Consider the following 25587-nt stretch of genomic DNA (forward strand, 5'->3'; position numbering starts at 1 on the left):
AGCTCCTTGAATAGCAGCGAAATCAGGCGTCGATGGCTTCGCGGTCGACCCGGTCGGAGGAGGCGACGAGCCAGTTGCGGCGCGGTTCGACCTTCTCGCCCATCAACAATTCGAGCGCGTCTTCCGCGGCTTCGGCGTCGTCGATGGTGATGCGGCGGACCGCGCGGGTGGCCGGGTTCATCGTGGTCTCCCACAGTTCCTCGGCGTCCATCTCGCCGAGACCCTTGAACCGCTGCACCGGAGTGACGATCTGCTTGCCGGCCCGCTCCAGCGCCGCGTACTTGGTCTCCATCTCCTTCTGGGTGAAGGTGAAGTGGGACTCCGGGTTGCGGCCCTTGGTGACCAGTTTGTGCAGCGGCGGCATCGCGGCGTAAAGCCTGCCGTCCTCGATGACCGGCCGCATGTACTTGGCGAACAGCGTGATCAGCAGCGTCCGGATATGCGAACCGTCGACGTCCGCGTCGGCCATCAGGATCACCCGGCCGTAGCGCATGGTCGACAGGTCGAACGTGCGCCCGCTGCCCGCGCCGAGCACCTGCACGATCGAGGCGATCTCGGCGTTCTTCAAGGTGTCGCCGAGCGACGCCTTCTGGACGTTGAGGATCTTGCCGCGCAGGGGAAGCAGAGCCTGGTACTCCGATACGCGCGCCATCCGCGCCGAACCGAGCGCGCTGTCACCCTCGACGAGGAACAGCTCGCTGCGGGAGACGCCGGTGGTGCGGCAGTCGACCAGCTTCGGCGGCATGGCCGCGCCTTCGAGCGCGGTCTTGCGCCGGGCGGCGTCCTTCTGCTGCTTCTGGGTGAGCCGGACGCGTGCCGCGTCGACCACCTTCTGCAGCACGATCTTCGCCTCGGACTTGGTCTTGCGCTCCTCGGTCCAGGACCGGATGTGCTTGTCGACGATGCCCTGGATGACGCGGGTGATGCCGGCGGTGGACAGCTCGTCCTTGGTCTGCGAGGTGAACTGCGGCTCGGGCAGCCGGACGTGGACGACCGCCGTCATCCCTTCGAGCACGTCTTCGACGGTCGGCATGTCCTCCTTGGGCTTGAGCAGCCCGCGGGTTTTGGAAATGGCGTCCTGCAAGGCTTTCAGTACCGCGCGGTCGAAACCACGGCGGTGCGTGCCGCCGTGCACATTGCGGATGGTGTTGGTGAAGCACTCCACCGTGCGCTCGTAGCCGGTGCCCCAGCGCAGCGCGACCTCGACCTCCGCGTGACGCACCACATTGGACTGCATGACACCGCTGGCGTCGGCCGCGTTCTCCTTGTACGTGCCCTCGCCGTTGATGATCAGCGTGCCGCAGACGGGTTTTTCGTCGGACGGGGCGAGGAAGTCGACCATGTCGGCGAGGCCGTTGGGGTAGTGGAAGGTCTCTTCGCTGATCGAGTCGTCGACGGCGGTGCGCAGCACATACGTGACGCCGGGGACGAGGAACGCGGTGTTGCGCATCTTCGCGCGGACACCCTCGACGTCGAGCGCGGCGCCACTCTCGAAGTAACGCGAGTCGTACCAGTACCGGATCGACGTGCCGGAACGTTCGCCGCGCTTCATCTTGCCGGTGATGTTCAGCCCGGACTTGCGGGTGAACTTCGCCTTCGGGCCGGGCCCGTCGAACACGCCGGGGACGCCGTGCGCGAACGACATCTGGTGGACCTTGCCGCTCTGTTTCACCGTGACGTCGAAGCGGTGCGACAGCGCGTTCACCGCCGAGGCGCCGACACCGTGGAGGCCACCGGAGGTCTTGTAGCCGGAGCCGCCGAACTTGCCGCCCGCGTGCAGCCTCGTCAGCACCAGCTCGACGCCCGACAAACCGGATTTGGCGTGCGTGCCGGTGGGGATGCCGCGGCCGTCGTCGTCGACCTGGACGCTGCCGTCGGCGTGCAGGGTGACCACGATCTTCGTGGCGTGACCCGCCACGCCCTCGTCGGTCGAGTTGTCCACGACCTCGGAGAACAGGTGGTTGATGCCGCGGCTGTCGGTGGAGCCGATGTACATGCCGGGGCGCTTGCGGACCGCTTCCAGACCCTCGAGATGCGTCAGGTCGTCGGCCCCGTACAGGGTCTCAGCAGTCACTGGGTACTTCTCCTGGAGTCATGGCTCGCGAACTAGCTCGTGGAGGTGGTGTTCAACGCGACACCGTACTGGAGGATATCCGTCCCCTCCGACAGCTTCGTCTTCCCGAGCCCCGGGTGTGGCGGATCACGCCGTCCCGATGGCCGGGTCCCGGCTGGGAAAGTGGCTTCCTCCGGGCTTGGATGAGGCGTTATCGTTCCCGGTGTCACAGGGTGACGGGGGGGAAGAAGGTGGCCGTCGGGTCGTTCGGCATGCTCGCGCTGTTACCGGTCGCGCACGCCGCGATCCGCCTGCGGCGGAAGGCGAGTCGGAGGCGATGCTCTCGTTCGCCTGGCTCTTCGGCACGATCCTCTTGGCCACCGTGGCCTGTGTCCACCTCGCGCTGTTGCGGAAGAAGATCCTTCACCCGCCGCCGACGGCGTGGGTCGAGTCCGGCACGCACTGCGGGCTGTTCTCGATCGACATCGCCGGATTCGGCCAGGTCGGGCGCAGCAGCGAGATCTTCGTCCAGGTCCGGCGGATGCTCTTCGGCCTGCTCGCCGACGCCTTCGAGGCCAGCGGGATCGCCTGGGACGCCTGCCTGAAACGCGACACCGGCGACGGCATGATCGTCGTGGTCCCGCCGCATTTCCCGAAGTTCCGCCTGGTGTATCCGCTGGTTTCCCGGCTGACCGCGGAACTCGCCAGGTACAACGTCGTCACCGAGCCCGGCCTGCGGATCCGCGTGCGGGTGGCGATCCACGCTGGCGAGATCGCGCTCGCCGAAGCGCCGGACGAGTCGCCCGTGGTGGTGCTCGTCTCCGACCGGTTCCACCAGGACCAGGGCGGCCCCGGTCTCGACACGATGAGCTACCGGCAGGTGCTCGTGCACGAGAAGGAGACCGAGGTCCGCGCCTGGCTGCACGTCCCGGATCCGGTGCTCAAAGAGCTGCCGTGAGGACCTCCAGCGCGCTGTGCTGACGGGCGGCGTCGATCTTGTCGACCGGCCCGGCCCAGCGCAGGCCGTGCTGATCGAGCGAGGTGCGGTTGTTCGCGATGGTCGAGTTCGCCTGTCGCGTCAGGTAAGCACGGTACGGCCTGCCGGCCAGCGCCCGGTCCAGCTCGCCGAGCCCTCTGGCGTACGCGCCCTTGAACGAGGGCCCGTCAGCGCCGCAGTCACCGGACTCGCACGGGTCTCGCAGGATCCCGTTCGAGTGAAGCAGCGCCGTCGTGGTGGAGGCGTCCGCGAGTCGCCGGGCCGTGGTGAGCAGGGCGGCGTCACCGGTCGCGCGGTTCAGTTCGACGAGTGCGCCGAGGACGATGCCCTGGTTGTAACTCCAGACGGCCTGCCCGTTGTTGGCGCAGGAGGAGTTCAGGCCGTCGTTGACCAGACCGCTCCCGTTGATCATGCCGCTCGCGCGGAACCAGTCCCAGACCTCGCGTGCCCGCGCGAGCTGGAGCGTGTCGCCGGGGAGCCGGTTGTGCAGTGACGCGGCCACCTTGACGTACAGCTCGTTGGTGACGGCGTTCTTGTACGTCTTCGCCGTCGACCACCAGAGTCCGCCGCCGCAGGTCCCGTCGCGGTAGGAGTACATGTAGTCCGCCGCGATGACGGCGGTGTCGAGGTAGCGGCGGTCCTTGGTCAGGTCGTAGGCGCGGATCCAGGCGAGCGCCCACCAGCCGGTGTCGTCGATGTATTCGTTCGTGAAGTTGTCGCCGCGGTTGCGGTCGAAGGTGTTGGCGATGGCGTAGCGGTAGTTCTGCGAACCGCTTCTGATGCTGTAGTCGAGGATCGCAGTGAGCGCGTTCGCCGAGTTCCACCAGCCCGTGGTCTGCCAGAGCCCGGTGCCGTTGTCGTAGAACTGCATGAGGGCGGTGGCGGCGGCTTCGGTGCGGTCGTTCGCGGCGACCGTGGTGCGGAACCACGGCGTGCAGGCGATTTCCGGCCGGTTGCTCGCCTTCCCGCAGGCGCGCAGGGCGCCGAAACGGTGGGTGGCGGGGTCGTCGACGTTGAACATCAGGGTCCGCCAGCCGCGTTGACCGGACGGGATCTTCGTGCCGCCGATCCGGCTGTCGCCCGCCCAGGTGCGGCCGCCGTCGAAGGAACGGTCGAGCCAGACCTCGTCGCCGGGGTCGCCGTTGGCGATGCTGCCCCAGCCCATGTCGTCGCCGTCGGAGAGATGCAACGTGATGCCGCGGCCCCAGACGGTCGCCATGCCGGGTCTTCTTTCGCCGGCGGCCAGCGCGGGGTCGCGGCTGTCGCAGTACTTGGCGCAGATCTCCGCCGCGACGGTGGGTTCGGGAGTGGTGGTGGCCGGCGCGAGGGTGAATGTCAACGTTGTCACAAGCAGGGAGGTGAGCCACATGGTTTCGAGTGTGGGGGCGGTCACTTTTCCGGCCGATCAAGTCACCCTTTCGGCTCGCGCCGATGGTCTGGAATACTTCTTGCGCGCGTGAGGTTGAACGCTCAAGCAACGTAACCCCGGCCCAGGGAGCAGGTCATGCAGTTCGGAATCTTCACGGTGGGCGATGTGACGACCGACCCGACCACCGGGGAGGCGCCCAGCGAGTACGAGCGGATCAAGGCGATGGTGCGGATCGCGCTCAAGGCCGAAGAAGTCGGCCTCGACGTCTTCGCGACCGGCGAGCACCACAACCCGCCCTTCGTGCCTTCTTCGCCTACGACGATGCTCGGCTACATCGCCGCGCAGACGTCGAAGATCATCCTCTCCACCTCGACCACGCTGATCACCACGAACGACCCGGTGAAGATCGCCGAGGACTTCGCGATGCTGCAGCATCTCGCCGACGGCCGCGTCGACCTGATGATGGGGCGCGGCAACACCGGCCCGGTGTACCCGTGGTTCGGACAGGACATCCGCCAGGGCATTCCGCTGGCCATCGAGAACTACCATCTGCTGCACCGGTTGTGGCGCGAGGACGTGGTCAGCTGGTCCGGCAAGTTCCGGACGCCGCTGCAGGAGTTCACCTCGACGCCGCGCCCGCTCGACGGTATCCCGCCGTTCGTGTGGCACGGTTCGATCCGCAGCCCGGAGATCGCGGAACAGGCCGCTTACTACGGCGACGGGTTCTTCGCGAACCACATCTTCTGGCCGAAGGAGCACTTCCAGGCGCTGATCAACCTGTACCGCGAGCGGTACGAGCACTACGGGCACGGCAAGGCGGACCAGGCCATCGTCGGACTCGGCGGCCAGGTGTTCCTGCGGCCGAAGTCGCAGGACGCGGTGCGGGAGTTCCGGCCGTACTTCGACAACGCGCCGGTGTACGGGCACGGCCCGTCGCTGGAGGAGTTCACCGAGCAGACGCCGCTGACCGTCGGGAGCCCGCAAGAGGTGATCGACAAGACGCTGACCTTCCGCGAGCACTTCGGCGACTACCAGCGTCAGCTGTTCCTGATGGACCACGCCGGACTGCCGCTGAAGACCGTGCTGGAACAGCTCGACCTGCTGGGCGAGCACGTGATTCCGGTGCTGCGCAAGGAACTCGACTCGCTTCGTCCGGCGCACGTGCCCGAGGCTCCTACTCACGCTTCGCTTCGTTCGGAGGTGACGGTATGACGACGATCGCTGTCGTGACCGCGGGTTTGAGCCAGCCGTCCTCGACGCGGCTGCTCGCGGACAAGCTCGCTTTGTCGACTCGGTCGGTGCTGCCGGACGTGAAGATCGAGGTGATCGAACTCCGCGACCTGGCTGTCGACGTCACGAAGAACATGCTGACCGGATTCCCTTCCCCGGCCCTGCGCGCGGCCATCGACAAGGTGACCGCCGCAGACGGTTTGATCGCCGTGACGCCCGTGTTCACCGCGTCGTACAGCGGGCTGTTCAAGTCGTTCTTCGATGTGCTGGACCAGAAGGCGCTCGACGGGAAACCGGTGCTGATCGGGGCCACCGGCGGAACCGAACGGCACTCGCTGGTGCTCGACTTCGCGCTGCGTCCGCTCTTCGCCTACCTTCGCGCCGAGCCTGTCGCGACGGCGGTGTACGCGGCTTCGTCGGACTGGGCGTCTCCGGGTGACCTCGACACGCGGGCTTCGCGGGCGGGGCGGGAGTTCGCCGCGCGGCTGTCGTCGGAGGGGACGGCCGCGGCTCCGGACAGCGGGTTCGTGCCGTTCGAGCAGCTGCTGCGCGCGGGGGAGTGAGCAAGGGACCTTTGCTACCACCTTGTGGCGAGGTCCGTGAACGTGAGAATCGCGGGCAGGTGGGGTGTCCATGAAGGATTTGGGACACTCGACGTCCCAAATCCTTCATCGACACGCCACTTACAGGCGCGTTCAGGGGGTCGGCCAGAGCGGCCGGATCTCGATGGTCGCGAACTTCGCGACCGGATGCTTCGACACGATTTCGATCGCCTCGTCGAGATCGGCGCACTCGATCAGGTCATAGCCGAGGATCTGTTCCTTCGTCTCCGCGAACGGTCCGTCCGAGACGAGCAGTTCGCCGTCGCGGTGGCGCACGGTGGTCGAGGTGGCCGCCGACCGGAGCCTGCTGCCAGACAGCCGGACCCCGCGAGCGGTCATCTCGTCGACCCACGCCTGCGTCTTTTCGTCCAGTGGGTCTTCACTGTCGTCCGCGCCGGGGTACGGGCTTCCGCAGATCAGCAACATGTAGCGCATCGGTCCTCCTGTCTGAGCCTGTTCACCATCCCCGACGAACGGGCTCGTCCGATACAGACAGGTCGCGGACGATTCGGACCAGCGCGTTCGCGGCGCGACCGGCACAATCGACGAAAGGGACGACGGCGAGGAGAAGACGGTGGGCATCGGAAAACCCGTGAAGCAGGTCTTGATCCTGATCGCGGGCGGCGTTCTCCTGCTGGTCGGCATCGCGCTCCTCGTGCTGCCCGGGCCGGGCCTGCTGCTCGTGCTCGCGGGTCTGCTCGTGCTGGCCTCGGAGTTCCCCGTGGTGGAGAAGTACGTCGATCCGATCCGCGACAGGGCGATGAAGGCGGCCGAGGACAGTGTTTCGTCGCCGCTGCGCATCGCGGGTTCGGTCCTGGCCGGGCTGGGCCTGCTGGCCGCGGGGATCGTGTGGGGGCTCGTGCCGGGGCTGCCGCTCGGGGGCTGGAGCACCGGGTCGAGCCTGATCCTGTCCGGGCTCATCCTGTTCGCGTTGCTGATCTGGAGTTACAAGCGGGTGCAGGCCAGGAGGGCCGCGAACGCCGAATAACAGCCGGGTGGTCTGGTACCGTGCGGCGCGTGGCCCCCGACTTCCAGCGCGCACGGCGGCCGGAACAGGTCGAGGCCCGGCGCGCGGCTATCCTCGGTGCGGCGCGCGACCTCCTGTCCGAGCGGCCCGTCTCCCGGATCAGCCTGCGAGAACTGAGCGACCGGGTGGGCTTGGCGAAATCGAACGTGCTGCGCTACTTCGACAGCCGCGAGGCGGTCTTCCTGGAAGTCCTCGACTCGGTCTGGGTCGCGTGGCTCGACGAACTCGAAGGCGAGCTAAGCGTCCCTGACGGCGCGAAGCCGGGGTACGAGCGTGTCGCGGCCGTCATCGCGACGTCGATCTCGCGGCAGCGCCTGCTGTGCGAGCTGATCAGCACGATGGCCGCCGTGCTCGAACGCAACATCTCCGTGGAGACCGCCCGGACGTTCAAGACCCGGGCGGGTGAACGGACCGAGCGGCTCGCCGGCCTCGTCCGCGCCCATGCCCCGCTGGACGCCGAAGCCGCCGGGCACTTCGCGAAGGCCGTCTTCATCCTCGTCGCGGGGCTGTGGCCCTACGCGAACCCAGGGGAGGCCGTGGCGACGGTCCTGGCCGAACGCGGAGAGCCCGCCGGCCACGCGATGTTCGTCGACGGGCTGACCGAAGGGCTGGCGAACCAGCTGGTGGGTCTGCTCGTTCGTGCAGGTCAGAGCCCCGAGTGGTAGCAAAGGTCCCTTGCTCCCTTCCCGCACGCGCCAGGACGGGCGGGCCTGCATAAGGTGAGCCGAACCCACTTGCACAAGGAGCGATCATGAGCCCAGGCGGCACCCTCACCCTCGGCGATCTCACCGTGAGCCGGATGGGCTACGGCGCCATGCGGCTGTCCGGCCCCGGCATCTGGGGGCCGCCGAGCGACCGCGAAACCGCGATCGCCGTCCTCCGCGAGGCTGTCGAGCTGGGGGTGACCCACATCGATACCAGCGACTTCTACGGTCCGCACACGGTCAACGAACTGATCCGCGAGGCGCTGCACCCGTACCCGGACAGCCTGCACATCGTCACGAAGGTCGGCGCGAAGCGGACTCCGGACAAGGGCTGGCCTTCGGCGCTCTCGCGCGAGGAGCTGACCTCCGCGGTCCACGACAACCTGCGCAACCTCGGCGTCGACGTGCTCGACGTCGTCAACCTGCGGCTCGCGGGGGAGCACGGCGTCTTCCCGATCCCGGTCTCGATCACGGAGCCGTTCGAGGTTCTCGCCGAACTTCAGCAGCAGGGTCTCATCCGGCACCTCGGACTGAGCCACGTCTCGGCGGAACAGGTCAAGGAAGCGCGTGCCATCGCGCCAGTCGTCTGCGTGCAGAACGAGTACAACGTCGCGAACCGCGCCAACGACGGGCTCCTCGACGCCCTCGCGGCCATCAACATCCCGTTCGTGCCGTACTTCCCGCTCGGCGGGTTCACGCCGCTCCAGTCCGGTGTCCTCGACGACTGCGCCCGCCGGGTCGACGCGACGCCGATGCAGGTCGCGCTCGCGTGGCTGCTCCAGCGGTCGCCGAACATCCTGCTGATCCCGGGCACGTCGTCGCTGCTGCACCTGCACGAGAACATCGCCGCCGCGAAACTCGAGCTGCCCGCGGACGTCGTCGCGGATCTCGACGCCCTGGCCCAGTGATCCGTGAAGGCCTCCTTCCCTACGCTCAAGGTAGGGAAGGAGGCCTTCACGGACCTTCAGAGGACATCCCGGCGCCGCAGCAGCCAGCCACCCAGACCGGCGAAGACCACCAGATAGCCTGCCACGATCAGCGTCGCCTGGGAGACATCGACGAGTTCCCCGATCCCCGGCGTCGCGCCCGAAGCTCCCAGCGACGCGGCCAGCGAACCGGCGTTGGCTCCCGGCAGCGCCAGCTGGAGCGTGCCGACCCAGTCCACCAGCGGGGCCGCGACCCCGAACAGCAAATTCTGGACCACCAGCAGCCACACCAGGCCGAGCCCGATCGGCAGCGCCACCCCGCGCATCGCGATGGCGAGAGCCGCGCCGAGTGCCGCCCAGGTCATCGCGATCAGCCAGCCGGCACCGATCCCCGTCAGCAGCGAGCCGAACGACGGCCAGTTCATCGGCTCGCCCTCCGAAGACGCGATGAGCGCGCTCGTGACCGCGCCGGTCGCGAAGCTCGTCAGCACGACGGTCAGTGACGCGACGGCCAGCGCGAACAACTTTCCACTGTAGACGGTCAGTCGCGAAGGTCCTTGTGTCAGCACGGTCTTCCACGTGCTCCAGCCGTACTCGGTGCCGACTGCCAGCACGCCGAGCACGAGCAGGATCGCCCCGAGGAACACCGGCAGCCCGCCGATCGAGTTGCCGACCAGATTCGCCGGAAGAGTCGCGACCAGCCCGCGATCCGTCCCGGGCGCCCCGCTCGACGAACCCGCCGCGCCCGCGAGCGGCAGCAGGTAGGTGAAGGTCAGGCCGAGCGCGACCGCGATCCCCAGCATGAACCAGTTCGCCGGACGCCGGACGAGTTTCGCCAGCTCGGCGGTACAGCTACCCCACATGATCCGCCACCTCTCCGGTGAGCTCGAAGAAGACCTGTTCCAGATCCTGTTCTCGGACGTGCAGTTCGCGGACCGGGATCCCTTCCGTGACGAGTTCGCGGTTCAGCCACGACGCGCGTTCCGGGGCGACCGTCAGGTCGAGACCGGTCCCGCTCGCGCGCACGTTCTCCGCACCGATCCAGTGCCGCACCAGGTCCGCGGCGCGCACGATGTCATCGGCCTCGATGTGCAGGACCGTGCCGCCGCGCAGCTCGGCCACCGTGTTCTCCGCGACCAGCCGCCCGTGCGAGACGACGCCGACCCGGTCGCAGATCTGCTGGACCTCGCCCAGCAGGTGGCTCGACAGCAGCACGGTGCAGCCCTCCGCGCCGAGCCTGCGGATCAGCACCCGCATGTCGGCCATGCCGGCCGGGTCGAGCCCGTTGGTCGGCTCGTCGAGGATCAGCAACCGCGGATCCTTCAGCAGCGCCGCGGCGACACCGAGCCGCTGCTTCATGCCGAGGGAGTAGGTCGAGTACCGGTCCTTGCCGCGATCGGCGAGGCCGACCATCGCGAGCACCTCGCCGACGCGGAGCGGATCCGTTCCGCTGTACCGGGCCAGCACCTTGAGATTGTCCGAACCGGACAGATACGGGTAGAACCCCGGTGATTCGATCAGCGCGCCGACGCCGTCGAGATCGCCGGGCGGCCTGCCGAACAGCCGGACGCTGCCGGAAGTCGGCCGGACGAGCCCCAGCAGCATCCGCAAAGTCGTCGTCTTGCCCGCGCCGTTCGGGCCGAGGAAGCCGTAGATCTCGCCGGGCAGCACGGTCAGCTTCATCCGGTCGACGGCGAGTTGCTCGCCGTACCGTTTCGTGAGTTCGTCTGTGTCCACGGGAAGGTTCATGATGACGAATGGTGTCCGGGTGAGGCCGTCGCCACATCCGTTCACAGGCGGCACTCCGCGTACGTCGCCGGACGTAGCCCGATGGCCGGAATCCTGCGACATCTGTCGAAAACACCGGTACCGGAGGCCCGGGTGACGATCATAGGCTGGGTGGCGTGTCGAAAGTCCTTTTGATTCTCCATGTGCTCGCCGCCGTCATCGCGGTCGGTCCGGTCACCGTCGCGGCGAGCATGTTCCCCGCCGCGGCGCGCAAGGCCTTCGCCGAGCCGGGTTCCGGACTGTCCGTGCTTCGCGCGCTCAACCGGATCTGCCGCGTCTACGCGATCTTCGGTATCGCGGTGCCGTTCTTCGGACTGGCGACGGCGGGCAGCATGCGGGTCTTCGGTGACCTGTGGGTGATCGTGTCGATCGTGCTCACCGCGGCCGCCGCCGGTGTGCTGGCGTTGCTGGTCCTGCCGGGGCAGAACGCGATCCTCGCCGCGCTGGGTGCGGAGCCGCCGTCGGAACCGGTCACGGCCGGGCGGGTGGCGATGTACACGGGGATGTTCAATCTGCTCTGGGCCGTGGTGACGGTGCTGATGATCGTGCGGCCCGGATCGACCACCGGTGCCTGATCCGCCTCGTGAGTGGTAAGGACGGTTCTAACCGTCCTTACCACTCACGAGGCTTTGCCTACGCGCTCAGCAACTGGTTGAAGAACGACCGGTAGCGGCGCAGCGCGATCCGGAGGTCTTCGGTCGCCGGTTCCCCCTGGCTCCACGCGGATTCCAGTTCCTTCTTGTGGTCCGCGAACGTCGTGGCCAGGTTCTGGATCACGACCGCGACGAGTTCGTCGGCCTCCTTGACCGCCCGCCGCGGATCGTCCACAAAGGCCGATTGGATGCCTTGCCAGCTTTCGCGGAACCTGTCGACATCGGCGTCGGCGAACAATGCCTGCGCTTCGTCTTCTTCGGTGCGCTCGGAATCGGCGGCCACCAAGTCCTCGGTGCTCAAGGCCTGTCCGTCAGCGGTCGGTTCCTCGCCGGGCCGATCCGTCGTCCCCACGACGCGTTCCGTTCCCTCGGTTTCCGGGGGCCTGCTTTCCATGGGCTTCCGCTCCTTCGCCGGCATCGGTCAACAGATCTTCGAACACTTCGCGGTAGTGCTTCATCGCTTCGCGCATGTCCTCTGTGGACATTTCGGATTCCCGATGGCGCAACAGTGTGTCGTGTCCGGCGCGGTAGTGCCGCAACGCGTTCGCGTGCCGGACGGACAGATCCGCGAGCTGCTGGTCGTATCCCTCGGTCGGGTAGCCGCGCTCGGCCATCAAGGAGACCAGCACCCGCTCCGCCTCGACGACGGCGCCGGACGGACGGTCGACGAACTGTTCCTGGATCAGCGCCCATTCCTGGGCGTACCGGTCCTTTGTGGTCTCCGGCAGCGGCCGGATGTCGAGATCCGAATGTCGTTTCACCCGCGACGAAAGCTCACGTTCGGCTTCCCTCGGGTTTTCGTGTTCCTCGACCGCCCGGTCGTATTCGGGACCGAATGTCTCTCGCAATCGCCGCCTGCGCTGCTCCACGACGATGAACCAAGCGGCCGCGCCCACCACCAGGATCGCGGCGATGACGATGATGATGACCAACCACGTGGGCATCGTTATCTCCTCCGGATATTTCGCCGGGTCAACCCCCGACAGGTCGTGAGTTCCCCGGCATCCCGGCCGGAAACCCTTGTGTCGCAAGAAGTTTTGGATATTAGGCCGGATGGCGCAGTGGAATGATCTCGATTCCCGTCTTCGCGTGGGGTGGCGCGGCCATTCGGCGGAGATCGTGAGGCTTGCTAACCAGGCGTCCCCCTTTTGGGTGCCGACGATGACTCAGTGTAGGTAATCGCTCCCGATCATTGCTCCGTTGTGGCACTATTGCCCCGTTCGCAGGAAGAGGGCCTGCGAACAGAGGGGGCCGTCGTAATCGAGGCTGCCTGGTACGACAAAGAAAGATCATCAGGGGAGGAGATCGTCAAATGTCGACGCCTGCGGACGTCAAGGACCTCATCGGCGAGGAGGAGCCGGTCGACCCGGCTCAGCCCAAGCCCGGCCTGCCGCAACACGAGCACAGTCCGGACTGTGAGCATTACCGCGACAAGCTGCTGGAATGCTCGGGCGGCTGCATCCAGACCCCGCCTCCGACGCCTTGACCGGATGAGCCGGAAGACTTCGGCCGCTCGTTGGGGTATTCCCTGACGGGCGGCGGTCTTTCGGCTACCGGCTGTGCTGTCATAGATCAGTGGTCGTAACAGAACTCGGGGTGGCCGAGGCCATCGACAAGGCACGTGCCCTGCAGCGGGCGGGGGTCGACGCGGTCTGCTCGGGGCGGCCGCGTGAGGGCTTGAAGCTCCTCCACCGGGGCATGTCGGTGCTCGACTCGGTCGATCCGGACGATGAACCCGCCCGGTGGGAATGGTCGTCCGCTCGTATCCGGCTCACGAATTCGCTCGTCGCGCTCGGCACGGAGACCGGGGGCGAGGTCGCCGCCGGTCTCGTCGAACTCGACGAGGTGCGGGCACTGCTCGACGGGATCGGCGACCCGAAACTGCGTGCGGAACTGAGCGGCGCCATCGATCACAATTACGGGCTCATGCTCATGGCGGTGGGCAGAGACGAAGAAGGTATCGCCTACTTCGACGCCTCGATCGAGCACAAGGAATTCGTGCTCGCTTCGACGCCCGACCCGGTCCCCCTGCTCGGCCCGTTCCTGGGCACGATGATCACCCGCGGGCTCGCGTATACGCGGTTGGGTGATGTGGGCCGGGCTCGCGAGGACCTTGCTCGGGCGATGGACATCGCGGAGACGTACGAACTGCGGCAGCAGGCGGCGGATGCGCGGCGACCTCTCGGTTCGCTCGAGCTGAGGATCGGGAACGTCCCCGTCGCACTTCGGCTCTACGAAGAAAGTGAAAGGATCTACCGGGCGCTCGACGTCGAGATCCATCCGCTCCTGCGTCTCGAGCAAGGAAAGGCGCTGCTCGCCGCGGGACTGGCCGAAGAGGCCGCGGGGCACCTCGACGACGTGCTGTTGGTGATGCACGAGCAGACCAGTATCACCCGTGATCTCGCCGACGTGGAGCTGTATCGCGCGTCGGCGGCGCTGATGAGCGATGATCTCGAACTCGCCCGTTCGTACGCCGCGTCCGCACGCCGCAGGATGCTGCGGTGGGGCTGCCAGACCTGCGTCGCCAACGCGACCATCGTCGGCCTCCGCGCCGACGTGCAGGAAGCCTTGCGCACCAACGTGATCCCGCCGTCCTTGACATCTCGCGCGCTGCGCGCGGCGAACGCGATGCCGATGCCGCGGCTCGCCGATCAGGCGGCGCTGGCACGGATGCTGGCCGTCCGGGTCGAGCTGCGCAAGGGAAAACGCAAGCGTGCGGCCGAGTTGCTCGAACGGATTCCGCGGCCGGGGCGGCTGACTTCCGTCGATTATCGGATGTTGCGCAGGCTTTGCCGTGCGGAACTCGCGGTGGCCGAGGGCGACAAGAGCAGGGCGCTGGCCGAGATCCGGGCCGGGCTCACCGAACTCGACCGCGTCCGTGATCGGATGGGCGGCATCGAGCTGGTGTCCGGGACGGCGCTGCACGGCAGGGAGCTGGCGGATCTGGCCGTCAAGATCGTGCTGGAGCGCGCCGACGCGGCCCGGTTGTTCGGCTGGACGGAGCGGACCCGCGCGCAAAGTTACCGGTACGAACCTGTTGTCGCGGCCGATCCGGAGCTCGCCGAGCGGGTCGGTGAGGTCCGGGGGCTCGATCAGGCGATCCACCAGGCACAGCACGACGGGCATCCGACGGCGGCGTTGCGTTCCAAGCACGCCGAGCGGTTGCGCGAGGCGCATCGGCTCGGGTGGCATACGGGCCGCTGGGGCAGGCCGCGGCCGGTCGCGCGGCTCGCCGAGGTGGCCGGCGAGCTGGGCGAACGCGCGCTGGTGAGTTTCGCGTCGTCGGGGGACGACCTGGTGGCGATGGTGGTCGTCGGCGGACGGTGCGAACTGGTGCGGCTCGGTTCGGCCGAGCGGGCGGCGGAGTCCGCGCGGATGCTGAACGTCGATCTCGACGCCCTCGCGCCGGATCGGTTGCCGGCGCCGCTGGTCCGGTCGGTGCTCGCTTCGGCGCGCAAACAGGCCGAACGGCTGGACAGCCAGCTGATCCGGCCGCTCGAAGCGCTGCTCGGGGACCGCGGTCTGGTCGTCGTGCCGACCGGCCCGTTGTTCGCCGTTCCTTGGGGAGTGCTGCCGGCGCTGCGGTCACGGCCGATCGTCGTGGCTCCCTCGGCGACGGCGTGGCTGGGCGCGGGGCGCTCGGCGATGCCCCGCGCGCGGAAGGTCGTCCTCGTCCGCGGGCCCGGCCTCGTCGGGACCAGGGGTGAGCTGGACAAACTCGCCACGCACTACCGGTCCGCGCATACGCTGGCCGGGGCCGACGCGACCGTGTCCTCCGTCTTGCGTGCGCTGGACGGCGCGAAGCTCGCGCACATCGCCGCGCACGGCGCGCACGAACCCGAGAACGCCTTGTTCTCCCGGCTGGAACTGGCCGACGGCGCGCTCTTCGCGCACGAGATGGCCGGGCTCGCGCAGCCTCCGGCGCAAGTCGTCTTCGCGGCCTGCGAACTGGCGCTGAACCGGATCCGGCCCGGCGACGAGGTTCTCGGTTTCGCCAGCGCGTTGCTCGCGAGTGGTTCGCGGACGGTGATCGCGCCGTTGAGCCGAGTCGGTGACGAGGCCGCGGCGGCCGCGATGGACGATTACCACCGCGGACTCGCCGAAGGGGCCGGACCGGCGACGGCCTTGGCGGACACCATCGCCGTTGATCCGTTCCGGCGACCGTTCGTCTGTTTGGGTGCGGGCTGAAGGTCCGGCTTGACACCCCCTGTTCGATCTTCACGACTCCAAGTGCCCGGTTGGTTACTCTTGACCGAGTCGTCTGAACCAATTATGGTCTAGACCACATTCGCCTGTTCGGCGCTTCGGCGGATGTGTCCCGACCTTCATTGGTATTTCGCTCGCTGTGACCCAGGAATCTCGAGTCCGCGGTGGGTGTAGAGATGGGAAAGGGGTAGGCATGAGCTTCAAACGACGGCTTTTGACCCTGGCGGCAGGTGCGGCGATGGTGCCGGCGGCTCTGGTCGCGATCCCGGCGGGCACCGCCAACGCGCACGGTTACGTTTCCTCGCCTGCGAGCAGGCAGGCGCAGTGCGCGCAGAACACCGTTTCCTGTGGCTCCATCAAATGGGAGCCGCAAAGTGTCGAGGGCCCCAAGGGTCTCATGAGCTGTAACGGCGGTGTCGGCCGTTTCGCGGACCTCAACGACGACAGCAAGGGCTGGAAGGTGCATTCCCTCGGCCGTACCACCACGTTCCGGTGGACGCTGACGGCTCGCCACCGCACCAGCACTTGGGAGTACTTCGTCGACGGCGCCAAGGTCGCCAGCTTCAACGACGGTGGCGCGCAGCCGGGTGCCACGGTCACCCACAGCGTGAACCTGCAGCAGAGCGGGCGGCACAAGATCCTCGCCCGCTGGAACGTCTACGACACGGCGAACGCCTTCTACGCCTGCATCGACGCCAACATCGGCTAGGTGCCGACTCTCGTGAGTGGTAGTGACGCCGTCACTACCACTCACGAGATTTTTTGTGCCACGCTCACCTCATGAGCGATGAGGAGCGTGACGGCGTCAAGCTGACCAACCTCGACCAGCCGTTGTTCGAGGGTGCGACCAAACGCGACCTGGTGGATTATCTGGACGCCGTCGCGGGCCGCATTCTCCCGGTTCTGGAGAACAGGCCGCTTTCGGTCATCCGCATCCTTCGCGGCCAGGACCCGTTCATGCAGAAGAACCTGCCCAAATACACGCCCGGCTGGGTCAAACGGCACGGAATGTGGGCCGAGAGGTCGAAACGGCAGGTGTCGTACGCGCTCTGCGACGACCGCCGGACGCTGCTGTGGTTCGCGAACCAGCGCGCCGTCGAATACCACCCGACCCTGATGACCGTGGACGCCGACGCGGGTCCGACCCATCTGGTGCTGGACCTCGACCCGCCCGCCGGAGACGATTTCGCCCACGTCGTGAAGGCCGCGATGCTGGTGCGGCAGGCCCTCGCCGACTCCGGGCTCGCCGGAGCGGTGAAGACCAGTGGTTCCAAGGGTGTGCACATCTTCGTCCCGCTGACGCCGGGACAAGGGTTCGAAGACGTCGCGGCCGCGACCCGCGCCCTCGCCGCCCGCGCGGAGCAGGTCGACCCGGCGGTCGCGACGACCGCGTACATCGTGGAAGACCGCGAAGGGAAGGTGTTCCTCGATTCGACCCGGGCGGGCGGGAACACGGTCGCGGCGGCGTACAGCCCCCGGTTGCGGCCGGGGCTGACGGTGTCGTTCCCGGTGGCCTGGGACGAGCTCGAAAACGTGGTCCCCGCCGATTTCACCGTCCACACGGCGCCGGGTCTCCTGGGGGACGAAGATCCGTGGGCCGAGGCGATGCCGGAGCCGCAGACACTGCCCGCCGACCTCGTCGAGCAAGGGCACACGATCCCGATCGCCCGCGTCGTGGCGATGCACGAAGGGAAACGCAGGGCGAGGGCGCGCGCCCAGGAGGACTGAACGCCCACGACGCCACGGCGTTTTGTGTACCTTGGACCGCACTGGGGGCGGGCGAAGGTACTGGGGGCTTTCGTGGGAAAGATCGATGCCGACGTGGTGATCGTGGGGGCCGGTCCGGCGGGGCTCGTGCTGGGAAACCTGTTACGCGCCGCCGGAATCGACTGCATGATCCTCGAGCGCCGTAGCCGTGACCATGTCGAAAACCGGGCCAGGGCGGGGTTTCTCGCCGCGAACAGCGTCCGTGTGCTCACCGAGAACGGGCTCGCCGAGGGGCTGCTCGAGAAAGGCCTGAGTCACGACACCTGCGCCTTTCGTCATGATCAGGCCGAATTCGAGCTCAAGTACGGCGAACTCGGGAACGGCGAGGTGCACACCGTCTATCCGCAGCAGTTCCTGGTCACCGATCTGATCGCGGAGTTCCTCGCCCGCGGCGGGGAGATCAGGTTCGACACCGAGGTCGCCTCGGTGTCGGGGATGGACGCGACGGTGATCGCCGACGATCTTCTCTTGCGTGCCAAGTACATCGCCGGTTGCGACGGCAGGCGCGGGATCTCGCTGAGATCAGTGCCCGCCCGGGTCTTCCGGCGTGACCACGACATCTCGTGGCTCGCGATCCTCGCCGAGGCGCCGCCGAGTATGTCCGCGATCGGCTACGCGATCCACGAACGCGGATTCGCCGGGCATATGGCCAGGACGTCGACGGTGACGCGCTATTACCTCGAAGTATCGCGTGGCGAGGATCCGGAGAACTGGGGAGACGACCGGATCTGGGACGAACTGCACCTGCGGATGCGGGCCGACCGCTACGGCGAGCTCAAACGCGGCGCCATCATCGAGCGCCGGATCGTGGACATGGCGTCGCGGGTGATGGACACGATCCAGCGGGGGAACCTGTTCCTCGCGGGGGACGCGGCGAGCCTGATCAGCCCCGCCGCGGCCAAGGGCGCGAATCTGGCCTTGATGGAGGCCGAGATCCTCGCGCACGCGTTGATCAAGGCCCACGCCGAGAGCGACATGGCGGCACTCGAGCGCTATTCCGCCGATTGCCTGCCGCGGATCTGGCGCGCGCAGGAGTTCTCCCTCTGGATGATCAACCTTCTGCACGGCCCAGCCGGATACGACGACGAGGCCGTCTTCCAGCGAGCTTTGCGGGACGCGCGGCTGGAAAGCCTGCGGGTTTCCCGCGCGCACCAAGACTTCTTCGCCGAGAACTACGTGGGGATCTGAACCGATCGCTCGTCGCGTCCGTATCCCGGTGCAGAGGGCTTCGCGGAGTGGAAAGGACGAACGACGATGCCGGTACGCATCCGCTGGACGCCGATGAACCCGCACCCGAACCGTCCCGTGCCCGCGGACGAACCCCGAGCCGGAACCGCTAGCCAGCGCGGACGGCGGGTGCCGCGGGCCGCTCGACGCGAAGGAGCCGGATGTCGCCTGAGTGGTCTCTCCCCGGCTCCTCCTCGGTGACGAAGCGCAGCGCCCCGGTGACCTCGCGGGTCACCATCCGCGCGCCGTGCCAGCCTGACGGCACCCAGCCGTCGCGTAGGGCACGGCGCACCTTCTCGGCCCTCTTGACGTGGCGGGCGAACGAGTGCCGCCGGATGACGCGCCCGCGCGCGACTTGGCCCGCGCGGGCGTCCTCCGGGGTGACGTCGAGCCACAGCAACCGGACCGGGCGGCGGCTCACCAGGCCGAGCAGGGCCAGCAGCCCGCGGGTCGTCGCGCGGGTCGACGGCTCGTGCACGATGAGCGGTCCCCCGTCGGCCAGTGCGAACCGGACGACCCGCGCGCGATGCCACAGGTGGACCACCGGCCGGTAGAACCGGTACGGCAGCGCGGGCGGCAGCCGTTCGCGCAGCCGCGCGCGGACCTGATCGGAGTCGAGCACCGGTAGGGCGCCGGTCGCCGCCCGGGACAGCAGGGTGGTCTTGCCGGCCCCGGGAATCCCCGCGACCACCAGCAGGTCGCGGCGGCCGAGGCGGAGTGCGATGCGATCGGTCATAAGGCCTCAACGACCCGGCCGATGGCAAAGGTTCCTTTACCTTCACCGGCGCAGGTCAGGCGGTCACCCGGGTCCCCGCTGCCACCGGCTTGTCCGGCAGCAGCGTCCCGCCCTTGGTGAGCCACGCGACACCGAACGCGAGGATCGCGACCGACTCCAGCCACAGCGCCGGGTAGAGATCCTTCGTCAGGTCGTCGAAGACCAGCCCGCTCAGCACGATCAACGCCAGGCACACCAGCATGATCACGCCGGACGCGACGTACAGCTGGTTCCGTGCGGGTTTGCGGGCACCCGGGATCTCCTTGTCCGACTTGGTGAACAGCACGATGCAGAAGAACGCCAAGGTGAGGAAGAAGACCGCGGCGAAGCCGAGGTGCAGCAAACCGACGATCTCGTCCGTACGGTCGCCGTTCGCCGGTGTCGTGGGGAAGAGCGCCACCCCGACGGCGGCCACGGCCGCGATGTTGCCGGCGATGTCGTCGACCCGGCCGTAACCCCGATAGGACAACAGGAAGACGCCGATGGCGCACATGACACCGACCCAGACGTCCCGCATTCCCGAGTAGTAGTACCCGCTGATCGAGTTGAGCAGGCCGCCGCCGTCGACGACCATTGTCCCGAAGACCAGCACGAAGGGCAGCCCGATCCCGAGGAAACCTATGGCACGCCGCAAGAACAGGTAGTTGTGGACGAGGTTGTCGGTCGCCGTTCGCGGGCTCATGGTCGCCTCCGTGCTCGGTGCGTTGTCGCTACTGGGAAGTATTGACCATCCGAGCACCGGAAATGACGGTTCGTGACGACGTTGAGACCGTGTGTTATCGAATTGCTCGCTAGGCGGTCTCCAGTACGACAGCCGCGACGTACCCGCCCATCCCGATCGACGTCTTGACGGTGAGACCGCTTTCCGGGCGGGACGGCCCGTCCATCAGCTGCGAATGCCCTGCCGCCACCGGTTTCGGCGCCGGGACCAGGTCCCGCTCCGCCGCGAGGCAGATCGCCGCGATCTCGGTCAGCGCGCTGCCCGACTGGCTGTGCCCGGTCAGCGGTTTGATCGAGTAGATCTCGGTCTCCTTGGGGAAGACCGCTTCGAGGATCTGGGATTCCGTGCGGTGGCAGAGTTTCGTGCCCGTCCCGTGCGCGTTCAGGTAACGGACGTCGGACGGCGCGGCGTTCGCGTTCTCCAGCGCCCCGGTCACCGCCGCGACCGCGTTCGTCGGATCGGGGTCGAGAGCCATCGCGTTGTGCGCCTCGTGGGTCATGGCGCCGCCTCGCAGCGTCGCGTACGACTCGGTCTTCCGCTGGGTCAGCACCACCGCGACCGCGGCCTCGGAGAAGGTGAAACCCCTTGTGCCCTCTTGGAAAGGACGGCACGCCTCGAGCGGGGGCACGTCGGTGATCGCCACCCCGCAGTGCACGAAGTTGCGCACCATCGGCCTGGTCGCGGACAGATCCGTGGTGACCACGACCACGTCGTCGGCCATGCCGGCGTCCAGCCACATCTTCGCGGTGAGCACCGCGGCGCTGCCGGTCGCGCACATCGCGGACGTGGCCATGGAAGGGCCGTGGAAACCGAACTCCGCCATGAGGGTGGCGATCGGGGTCGAGGGCATCATGCCGATGAATTCACGCCGGTACATGAGCTGCTCGCCCATCTCGGTGAGCCGGTCCCAGGTGCGCAGGTCCTCGCGGACGCCGCCGGAGATGACGCCGACCCGGCGCCCTGGCGTCCAGCCTCGCGCCCCGGCGTCTTCGATCGCTTCCCGCGCCGCGGCGAGCAGGGCCCGCGCGTGCAGGCTGCCGTCCCTGTCCCGTCCGCCCTGGGGGACGTGGGCGACCCAACCCGGCTGATCCGGGGTTTCCCCGAAGCCGTCGGCGAATTGGGCACAGGGGACGCCGCTCGCCAGGCCCTCCCACAGCGATTCGCGCCCCCAGCCGTAGGCGGTTACGGCGCCGATGCCGCAGATGTCTGTTTTGCTCCGCACGTGTTTCCCTTCAACTACATTCAGTCAACGCTGGGGTGGAATAGCCGCGCCGATCAGCTGTCCGGGGAGGACGGCTACGTCGATTTAGTGATCTAATCGGAAGCTACATCAGTCGAGTAGGGGGTTTGGATCAGATGGATCCTGACGATCTCGACGGTGGGACTCCCGACACCCACCGGCCCTCGGATCAGGATTCCTCGCCAGCGAACGGCACCGCGACCCGCACGGTGGGGAAACCCGACCGGCACGCGTCGCTCGTCCGTCTGCTGACCGAGTTGTCCGCCGAGAGGGATCAGCGTGGCGAACCCGCGCTCGCCTTTCTCGGTCAGGGGTACCGCCTTTTGGAGCAAAATTCCGATGGTGGCGCATTGGGAACGCAATATCTCACGATGGTGGAGGCGAGCCCTTACGGGATCTGTGTCCATCAGCGGGGCAAAGTCGTCTTCGTGAACTCGGCCACGATGCGGTTCGTGGGCGCGAAGGTGTCGACCGAGATCATCGGGATGCACATCACCGATCTGGTCGACGTCGGCTCGCAGGACGCGCTGCTGGCGCGGATCGGCTCGCTGGTCTCGCCCGGCTCGTTCAGCGAGCCGACGGAGATGACCCTGCGGACCCTGCAGGGCAGGCGTGTCACCGTCGAATCGCAGGCGGTGCTCACGACATGGGAGGGCAAGCCCGCGTACCAGGTGATCATGCGCGACCTGACCACGCAGAAGGCGGCCGAGGCCGGTCTGCGGTTTCAGGCCGCGCTGGTCGGCCACGCGAGCGATGCGATCATCGCGACCTCTCCCGACGGGCTGGTGACGAGCTGGAATCCGGCGGCCGAGGCCGTCTACGGCCATGATCTCGACCAGGTCATCGGGGTTCCGGTGGCCGAGGTCGTCGGCGCGCCGATGAGCCCGCGGCAGGTCGTCGCGTCGGGCGGTGTCGTGCAGGCCACGCATTACAGCGCCGACGGCACGGCGCTGGCGGTGCGGGTCTCCGCGGCCGAGATGTTCGACGGTTACGTGCTGCTGTGCGCCGACGAGACCGCGCAGCGCCGGGCCGAGGCCGAATTCGCCACCGTCGTCGAGACCCTCGACGAGGGAGTGCTGCTGGTCGGCCCCGGCGGCCGGATCGAACTGGCGAACTCCGCGGCGCACCGCATCGCCGGGGTGCCGCCGGGTTCCCTGGTCGGCCTGGAGAGCCGGACGTTGCGGCTGTACGACGAGCACGGCATCCCGGTACCCGTCGACGATCTGCCGTCCGCGCGGGTGCGGCGTTCCGGGAAGGTCGACACCGGGCGGGTCGTGCAGGTGCGGCGGCGGGACGGCGCGCACCGATGGCTTTCGCTGACCTCCGGTCCGCTGATGGCGCCGGGGCAGAGCGTGCCCTCCGTGCTGACGTCCTTCGCCGACATCACCGAGCGGCGGGCGATCAGCGAACGGCTGGCCTACGAGGCCACCCATGATCCGCTGACCAGGCTCGCGAACCGCACGCTCGCGCTGAACCACCTGCGCCGCACGAACGCCGATCCGGCGCATACGACCACCGTGATGTTCATCGACCTCGACAAGTTCAAGATCATCAACGATTCGCTCGGTCATACCGTCGGCGACCAGGTGCTGCGCATCATCGGCGACCGGCTGCGCGCCGCCGCCGGACCTTCGGACCTGGTCGGACGGCTCGGCGGGGACGAGTTCCTGGTCATCACCACCGGTTATACCGAAGCCGCCGAGGTGCGGGCACTGGCCGACCACCTCCAGCGGCGGCTCGCCGAATCGCTCACCGTGCACGGCCGCGAACTGCATATAAATACGAGTATTGGAATAGTGATCGCCAAACCTGGTGATCGGCGCAGTGCCGACGAATTGCTGGAAGACGCCGATTTGGCGATGTATCAGGCCAAGACATTCGGGCCGGGGCGATATGCGTTCTATGCGCCGATCATGCGGAAACGAGTCCAAGACCGTTTCGCGCTGGAACAGGATCTGCGCAACGCCGTCGCCGAAGGCCTGGTCGAGACCGTTTATCAGCCCGTCGTCGATTTGCGGACCGGTGACATGGTCGCGGTGAAGGCGAAGTCCTGTTGGGCTCACCCGGAGCGTGGACCGATCGATCCGGCGGAATTGGCCGAGATCGCCGACGACGGCGATCTTTTGACGGTCATCGGGGCGGAGGTCCTCGCCAAGGCCGCCCGCGAGATCTCTCGATGGCGTGCCGATCATGGTGTGCACTGTAATGTGAATGTGAGTCTTTCGGTCCGCCAACTGGGCGATCCCGCCTTGCTGCAAGTGGTCCAGACAACCCTGGAAGCAGCGGGGCTGGGGCCGCGGGACCTGAGTCTCGACGTCGACGAGACGGCGCTGAAGGACGCGGCCGACGCGGTCGACGCGCTGCGGAAGACCGGGGTGCGGGTGACCGCGGAACGGTTCGGCGCCGGGTATTCCTCGCTCGCCCAGCTGTGCCGGCTCGATCTGAACGTGATCGAGATCGACCGGTCGTTCGTGGCCGATCTCGGCAGGTCGAGCGACGCCGAGCCGATCGTCGCCGGGATCATGGCGATGGCGCACGCCGTCGACCTCGTGGTGGTCGCCGAAGGGGTCGAAACCGCGCGACAGTTGCAGGTCTTGCACGAACTCGGCTGCGATTGGGCGAAAGGGCCGCTGGTCGCGCCGCCGGGCCGGGTCGAGGACTTGAAGCGCGCGTACGAACACGTCGTGCGATGAACCGGGCGGCCGCCGCGTACGTGGTCCTGGGTGAGAGCCGCTGACGGGACCAAAGCCTCCTGGTGCTCCGGTTCTTTCCGGCGCAGTCTTGTCGGTGGGGACCGGTGAAGGAGGCCGTCGTGTGGCTCGTGTTCCTGTGGCGCCGGATCCATCTCGGCCGGAACCCGCTGGCGCGGATCCCCGACCGGATCGAGGCGGCGATCCTCGTCGGCGGCCTCGTGGCGGCGCTGCTCGGTGTACCGCTGGCCGCGGCGGCCGGTTCGGAGACCTACGCGACCATGACGGCGCGCTCGGCTCTTGAGACGGCTTCGCGTCACTCGACGACCGCTTTCCTGCTCGAGGACGCGCCGCCGGCGCGTATCGGCGTCGACGGGACGCCTTCCGCGGAGACGGCTTCGGTGGCGGCGCGGTGGGCGTTGCCGGATGGGGGCTTCCAGGAGGCGCCGGTCGCCGCCGACCTCGGCGCTTCGGCGGGGGACGCGGTGACGGTGTGGCTCGACGAGGCCGGCGCCGTGGTCGAGCCGCCGGTGCTGCCGATGGACGCGACCAGTACGGGGATCGGCGTCGGGGTGGGGGTGTGGCTGGCCGTGGTGGCGCTGCTTGCCGCGGGGTATCTGGTCGCGCGGCATCTGCTGAACCGGGCGCGGTGGGCGGCCTGGGACCGGGAGTGGGAACGGTTCGGGCAGGACTCGCGGTCCTGAGGGTGTGGCGCGTTCAGTCGACTGGTTGCGGCTTGGACTTGGGTGTAAAGGTCGAGTTTCCTCGGCTCAGCCGAGGGAAGGGGCCTTCGCGCGCTTTGGGTGTGAGGCTTGGGGTCACTGGGGTGCATGTGGTGATCTGGCGGTCCGTGAAGGCCTCCTTCCCTACTTTGAGGGTAGGGAAGGAGGCCTTCACGGACCGGCGGGTCTCTCGTGGGGCGCAGTTAGTCTGCTGACTGCGGAATGTGGGTGCTGACCTGCGGATAAGTGCGAAAGTGGTAGCAAAGGTCCCTTGCTCTCCCGCCTCCGGCTTGCTCACTGTACCTACTAGTATGTACGGTCTGGTCGTGGACAAGAGGGAAAGGCTCATCGAGAGCACTCGTGAGCTCCTGTGGGAGCGCGGCTACGTCGGCACCAGCCCGAAGGCGATCCAGGAACGCTCCGGCGCCGGCCAGGGCAGCATGTACCACCACTTCCAGGGCAAGTCCGAACTCGCGCTCGCCGCGATCGTCCGCAGCGCCGACGATCTGCGTGCCAGGGCGGAGGCCGAGTTCTCCGCGCCCGGCTCGGTCGTCGAGCGTGTCACCGTCTACCTGCGCCGCGAACGCGCCGTGCTCAAGGGTTGCCCGGTCGGCAGGCTCGCCCAGGATCCCGACGTGATGGCCGACGCGGATCTGCGCAAGCCGGTCGAAGAGTTCTTCGGCTGGCTCACCGGTCGCCTCGCCGAGTTGCTCGACGAGGGCCGCACGGCCGGTGAACTCGACGCCGGACTCGATCCGCTCGCCACGGCGACCGCGCTGGTCGCGGTGCTGCAGGGCGGCTACATCCTCGCCCGCGCCGCCGGCTCCCCGGAAGTGTTCGCGAAAGCCGTCGACGGCGCCCTCGGCCTGCTCGCCACCAAGGAGAACTGA

Annotated in this window: 25 protein-coding genes; 15 read left to right on the forward strand and 10 right to left on the reverse strand. The window is 67.8% G+C overall.

From position 1 onward, the window contains the following. Positions 1–22 precede the first annotated feature (22 nt). The gene (locus tag AC069I_RS37340; RefSeq protein WP_478267455.1) at positions 23–2074 is read right to left on the reverse strand and encodes a DNA gyrase/topoisomerase IV subunit B; all 2052 of its coding nucleotides are present in this window, start codon (positions 2072–2074) and stop codon (positions 23–25) included. A 316-nt stretch (positions 2075–2390) separates the two neighbouring features. Between AC069I_RS37340 and AC069I_RS37345 the strand changes: the two genes are divergently transcribed. Beyond that, positions 2391–3011: a hypothetical protein gene (locus tag AC069I_RS37345; protein ID WP_478267456.1), complete on the forward strand. Its 621-nt coding sequence runs from the start codon at positions 2391–2393 to the stop codon at positions 3009–3011. Here the strand turns inward: AC069I_RS37345 and AC069I_RS37350 are convergent. Continuing rightward, positions 2995–4419: a glycoside hydrolase family 76 protein gene (locus tag AC069I_RS37350; RefSeq protein WP_478267457.1), complete on the reverse strand. Its 1425-nt coding sequence runs from the start codon at positions 4417–4419 to the stop codon at positions 2995–2997. The genes AC069I_RS37345 and AC069I_RS37350 overlap by 17 nt on opposite strands. Before the next feature lie 135 nt (positions 4420–4554). On the opposite strand from AC069I_RS37350, the gene AC069I_RS37355 reads away from it, so the two are divergent. Both AC069I_RS37355 and AC069I_RS37360 read left to right on the forward strand, forming a co-directional pair. Then, a complete protein-coding gene (locus AC069I_RS37355; protein ID WP_478267458.1) occupies positions 4555–5631 on the forward strand; it encodes an LLM class flavin-dependent oxidoreductase in 1077 nt (358 codons plus the stop codon). Next, positions 5628–6212: an FMN reductase gene (locus AC069I_RS37360; RefSeq protein WP_478235001.1), complete on the forward strand. Its 585-nt coding sequence runs from the start codon at positions 5628–5630 to the stop codon at positions 6210–6212. Before AC069I_RS37355 ends, AC069I_RS37360 begins: the two co-directional genes overlap by 4 nt. Positions 6213–6344: 132 nt before the next feature. Here AC069I_RS37360 and AC069I_RS37365 read toward each other — a convergent pair whose 3' ends face one another. Further along, positions 6345–6686, reverse strand: a complete 342-nt coding sequence (locus AC069I_RS37365; RefSeq protein ID WP_478226790.1) for a YciI family protein — start codon at positions 6684–6686, stop codon at positions 6345–6347. A 139-nt stretch (positions 6687–6825) separates the two neighbouring features. Here AC069I_RS37365 and AC069I_RS37370 point away from each other — a divergent pair, with 139 nt between their 5' ends. The 3 genes from AC069I_RS37370 to AC069I_RS37380 all read left to right on the forward strand — a co-directional run bounded on the left by AC069I_RS37370 (position 6826) and on the right by AC069I_RS37380 (position 8890). After that, positions 6826–7239 carry a PGPGW domain-containing protein gene (locus tag AC069I_RS37370; protein ID WP_340684245.1) on the forward strand — a complete coding sequence of 138 codons (414 nt, stop codon included), beginning with the start codon at positions 6826–6828 and terminating at the stop codon, positions 7237–7239. A gap of 29 nt (positions 7240–7268) precedes the next feature. Further along, complete coding sequence (locus tag AC069I_RS37375) at positions 7269–7943, forward strand: TetR/AcrR family transcriptional regulator (protein ID WP_478226791.1); 675 nt, start codon at positions 7269–7271, stop codon at positions 7941–7943. Between the two features lie 86 nt (positions 7944–8029). Further along, positions 8030–8890: an oxidoreductase gene (locus tag AC069I_RS37380; protein ID WP_478226792.1), complete on the forward strand. Its 861-nt coding sequence runs from the start codon at positions 8030–8032 to the stop codon at positions 8888–8890. A gap of 56 nt (positions 8891–8946) precedes the next feature. Here AC069I_RS37380 and AC069I_RS37385 read toward each other — a convergent pair whose 3' ends face one another. Next, the gene (locus tag AC069I_RS37385) at positions 8947–9771 is read right to left on the reverse strand and encodes an ABC transporter permease (protein WP_478226793.1); all 825 of its coding nucleotides are present in this window, start codon (positions 9769–9771) and stop codon (positions 8947–8949) included. After that, complete coding sequence (locus AC069I_RS37390) at positions 9761–10657, reverse strand: ABC transporter ATP-binding protein (RefSeq protein ID WP_478267459.1); 897 nt, start codon at positions 10655–10657, stop codon at positions 9761–9763. Before AC069I_RS37390 ends, AC069I_RS37385 begins: the two co-directional genes overlap by 11 nt. A 155-nt stretch (positions 10658–10812) precedes the next feature. Here AC069I_RS37390 and AC069I_RS37395 point away from each other — a divergent pair, with 155 nt between their 5' ends. Next, the gene (locus AC069I_RS37395; RefSeq protein ID WP_478226795.1) at positions 10813–11271 is read left to right on the forward strand and encodes a hypothetical protein; all 459 of its coding nucleotides are present in this window, start codon (positions 10813–10815) and stop codon (positions 11269–11271) included. A 58-nt stretch (positions 11272–11329) separates the two neighbouring features. On the opposite strand, the gene AC069I_RS37400 is transcribed toward AC069I_RS37395, so the two are convergent. Together AC069I_RS37400 and AC069I_RS37405 are read right to left on the reverse strand one after the other, a co-directional pair. Beyond that, complete coding sequence (locus AC069I_RS37400; protein ID WP_478234994.1) at positions 11330–11650, reverse strand: hypothetical protein; 321 nt, start codon at positions 11648–11650, stop codon at positions 11330–11332. A 10-nt stretch (positions 11651–11660) separates the two neighbouring features. Beyond that, entirely contained in the window at positions 11661–12293 is a 633-nt protein-coding gene (locus tag AC069I_RS37405) for a hypothetical protein (protein ID WP_478234993.1), read from the reverse strand. A 368-nt stretch (positions 12294–12661) separates the two neighbouring features. On the opposite strand from AC069I_RS37405, the gene AC069I_RS37410 reads away from it, so the two are divergent. From AC069I_RS37410 to AC069I_RS37430, 5 genes are all read left to right on the forward strand, one after another. Further along, the gene (locus AC069I_RS37410) at positions 12662–12835 is read left to right on the forward strand and encodes a hypothetical protein (RefSeq protein WP_478234992.1); all 174 of its coding nucleotides are present in this window, start codon (positions 12662–12664) and stop codon (positions 12833–12835) included. 89 nt (positions 12836–12924) lie between these two features. Beyond that, positions 12925–15537, forward strand: coding sequence for a CHAT domain-containing protein (locus AC069I_RS37415; RefSeq protein WP_478267460.1), 2613 nt, complete (start codon positions 12925–12927; stop codon positions 15535–15537). Positions 15538–15748: 211 nt separating this feature from the next. After that, positions 15749–16264, forward strand: coding sequence for a lytic polysaccharide monooxygenase auxiliary activity family 9 protein (locus AC069I_RS37420; protein WP_340684235.1), 516 nt, complete (start codon positions 15749–15751; stop codon positions 16262–16264). Positions 16265–16335: 71 nt separating this feature from the next. Then, entirely contained in the window at positions 16336–17283 is a 948-nt protein-coding gene (locus AC069I_RS37425; RefSeq protein ID WP_340684234.1) for a DNA polymerase domain-containing protein, read from the forward strand. A gap of 72 nt (positions 17284–17355) precedes the next feature. Further along, entirely contained in the window at positions 17356–18510 is a 1155-nt protein-coding gene (locus AC069I_RS37430) for a 4-hydroxybenzoate 3-monooxygenase (RefSeq protein WP_478267461.1), read from the forward strand. A gap of 148 nt (positions 18511–18658) precedes the next feature. On the opposite strand, the gene AC069I_RS37435 is transcribed toward AC069I_RS37430, so the two are convergent. The 3 genes from AC069I_RS37435 to AC069I_RS37445 form a co-directional block, all read right to left on the reverse strand. After that, positions 18659–19285: an AAA family ATPase gene (locus tag AC069I_RS37435; protein WP_478267462.1), complete on the reverse strand. Its 627-nt coding sequence runs from the start codon at positions 19283–19285 to the stop codon at positions 18659–18661. Between the two features lie 55 nt (positions 19286–19340). Further along, entirely contained in the window at positions 19341–20006 is a 666-nt protein-coding gene (locus tag AC069I_RS37440) for a DUF998 domain-containing protein (protein WP_478226801.1), read from the reverse strand. A gap of 109 nt (positions 20007–20115) precedes the next feature. Beyond that, positions 20116–21267 (reverse strand): beta-ketoacyl synthase N-terminal-like domain-containing protein, encoded by a 1152-nt coding sequence (locus AC069I_RS37445; protein ID WP_478234987.1) that lies wholly within the window; start codon positions 21265–21267, stop codon positions 20116–20118. A 134-nt stretch (positions 21268–21401) separates the two neighbouring features. On the opposite strand from AC069I_RS37445, the gene AC069I_RS37450 reads away from it, so the two are divergent. The 3 genes from AC069I_RS37450 to AC069I_RS37460 all read left to right on the forward strand — a co-directional run bounded on the left by AC069I_RS37450 (position 21402) and on the right by AC069I_RS37460 (position 25587). Further along, positions 21402–23978: a sensor domain-containing protein gene (locus AC069I_RS37450; RefSeq protein ID WP_478267463.1), complete on the forward strand. Its 2577-nt coding sequence runs from the start codon at positions 21402–21404 to the stop codon at positions 23976–23978. A gap of 119 nt (positions 23979–24097) precedes the next feature. Beyond that, positions 24098–24679: an Rv1733c family protein gene (locus AC069I_RS37455; protein ID WP_478267464.1), complete on the forward strand. Its 582-nt coding sequence runs from the start codon at positions 24098–24100 to the stop codon at positions 24677–24679. Between the two features lie 344 nt (positions 24680–25023). Next, positions 25024–25587, forward strand: coding sequence for a TetR/AcrR family transcriptional regulator (locus tag AC069I_RS37460; RefSeq protein WP_478226805.1), 564 nt, complete (start codon positions 25024–25026; stop codon positions 25585–25587).

It is taken from the genome of Amycolatopsis sp. NPDC043885, assembly GCF_056435685.1.

Bases quoted from the DNA above. Each gene is read 5' to 3' on its own strand.
- AC069I_RS37345 (WP_478267456.1), top strand. From the start codon at position 2,391: ATGCTCTCGTTCGCCTGGCTCTTCGGCACGATCCTCTTGGCCACCGTG.
- AC069I_RS37350 (WP_478267457.1), bottom strand. From the start codon at position 4,419: ATGTGGCTCACCTCCCTGCTTGTGACAACGTTGACATTCACCCTCGCG.
- AC069I_RS37355 (WP_478267458.1), top strand. From the start codon at position 4,555: ATGCAGTTCGGAATCTTCACGGTGGGCGATGTGACGACCGACCCGACC.
- AC069I_RS37360 (WP_478235001.1), top strand. From the start codon at position 5,628: ATGACGACGATCGCTGTCGTGACCGCGGGTTTGAGCCAGCCGTCCTCG.
- AC069I_RS37365 (WP_478226790.1), bottom strand. From the start codon at position 6,686: ATGCGCTACATGTTGCTGATCTGCGGAAGCCCGTACCCCGGCGCGGAC.
- AC069I_RS37380 (WP_478226792.1), top strand. From the start codon at position 8,030: ATGAGCCCAGGCGGCACCCTCACCCTCGGCGATCTCACCGTGAGCCGG.
- AC069I_RS37385 (WP_478226793.1), bottom strand. From the start codon at position 9,771: ATGTGGGGTAGCTGTACCGCCGAGCTGGCGAAACTCGTCCGGCGTCCG.
- AC069I_RS37390 (WP_478267459.1), bottom strand. From the start codon at position 10,657: ATGAACCTTCCCGTGGACACAGACGAACTCACGAAACGGTACGGCGAG.
- AC069I_RS37405 (WP_478234993.1), bottom strand. From the start codon at position 12,293: ATGCCCACGTGGTTGGTCATCATCATCGTCATCGCCGCGATCCTGGTG.
- AC069I_RS37410 (WP_478234992.1), top strand. From the start codon at position 12,662: ATGTCGACGCCTGCGGACGTCAAGGACCTCATCGGCGAGGAGGAGCCG.
- AC069I_RS37420 (WP_340684235.1), top strand. From the start codon at position 15,749: ATGAGCTTCAAACGACGGCTTTTGACCCTGGCGGCAGGTGCGGCGATG.
- AC069I_RS37425 (WP_340684234.1), top strand. From the start codon at position 16,336: ATGAGCGATGAGGAGCGTGACGGCGTCAAGCTGACCAACCTCGACCAG.
- AC069I_RS37435 (WP_478267462.1), bottom strand. From the start codon at position 19,285: ATGACCGATCGCATCGCACTCCGCCTCGGCCGCCGCGACCTGCTGGTG.
- AC069I_RS37440 (WP_478226801.1), bottom strand. From the start codon at position 20,006: ATGAGCCCGCGAACGGCGACCGACAACCTCGTCCACAACTACCTGTTC.
- AC069I_RS37450 (WP_478267463.1), top strand. From the start codon at position 21,402: ATGGATCCTGACGATCTCGACGGTGGGACTCCCGACACCCACCGGCCC.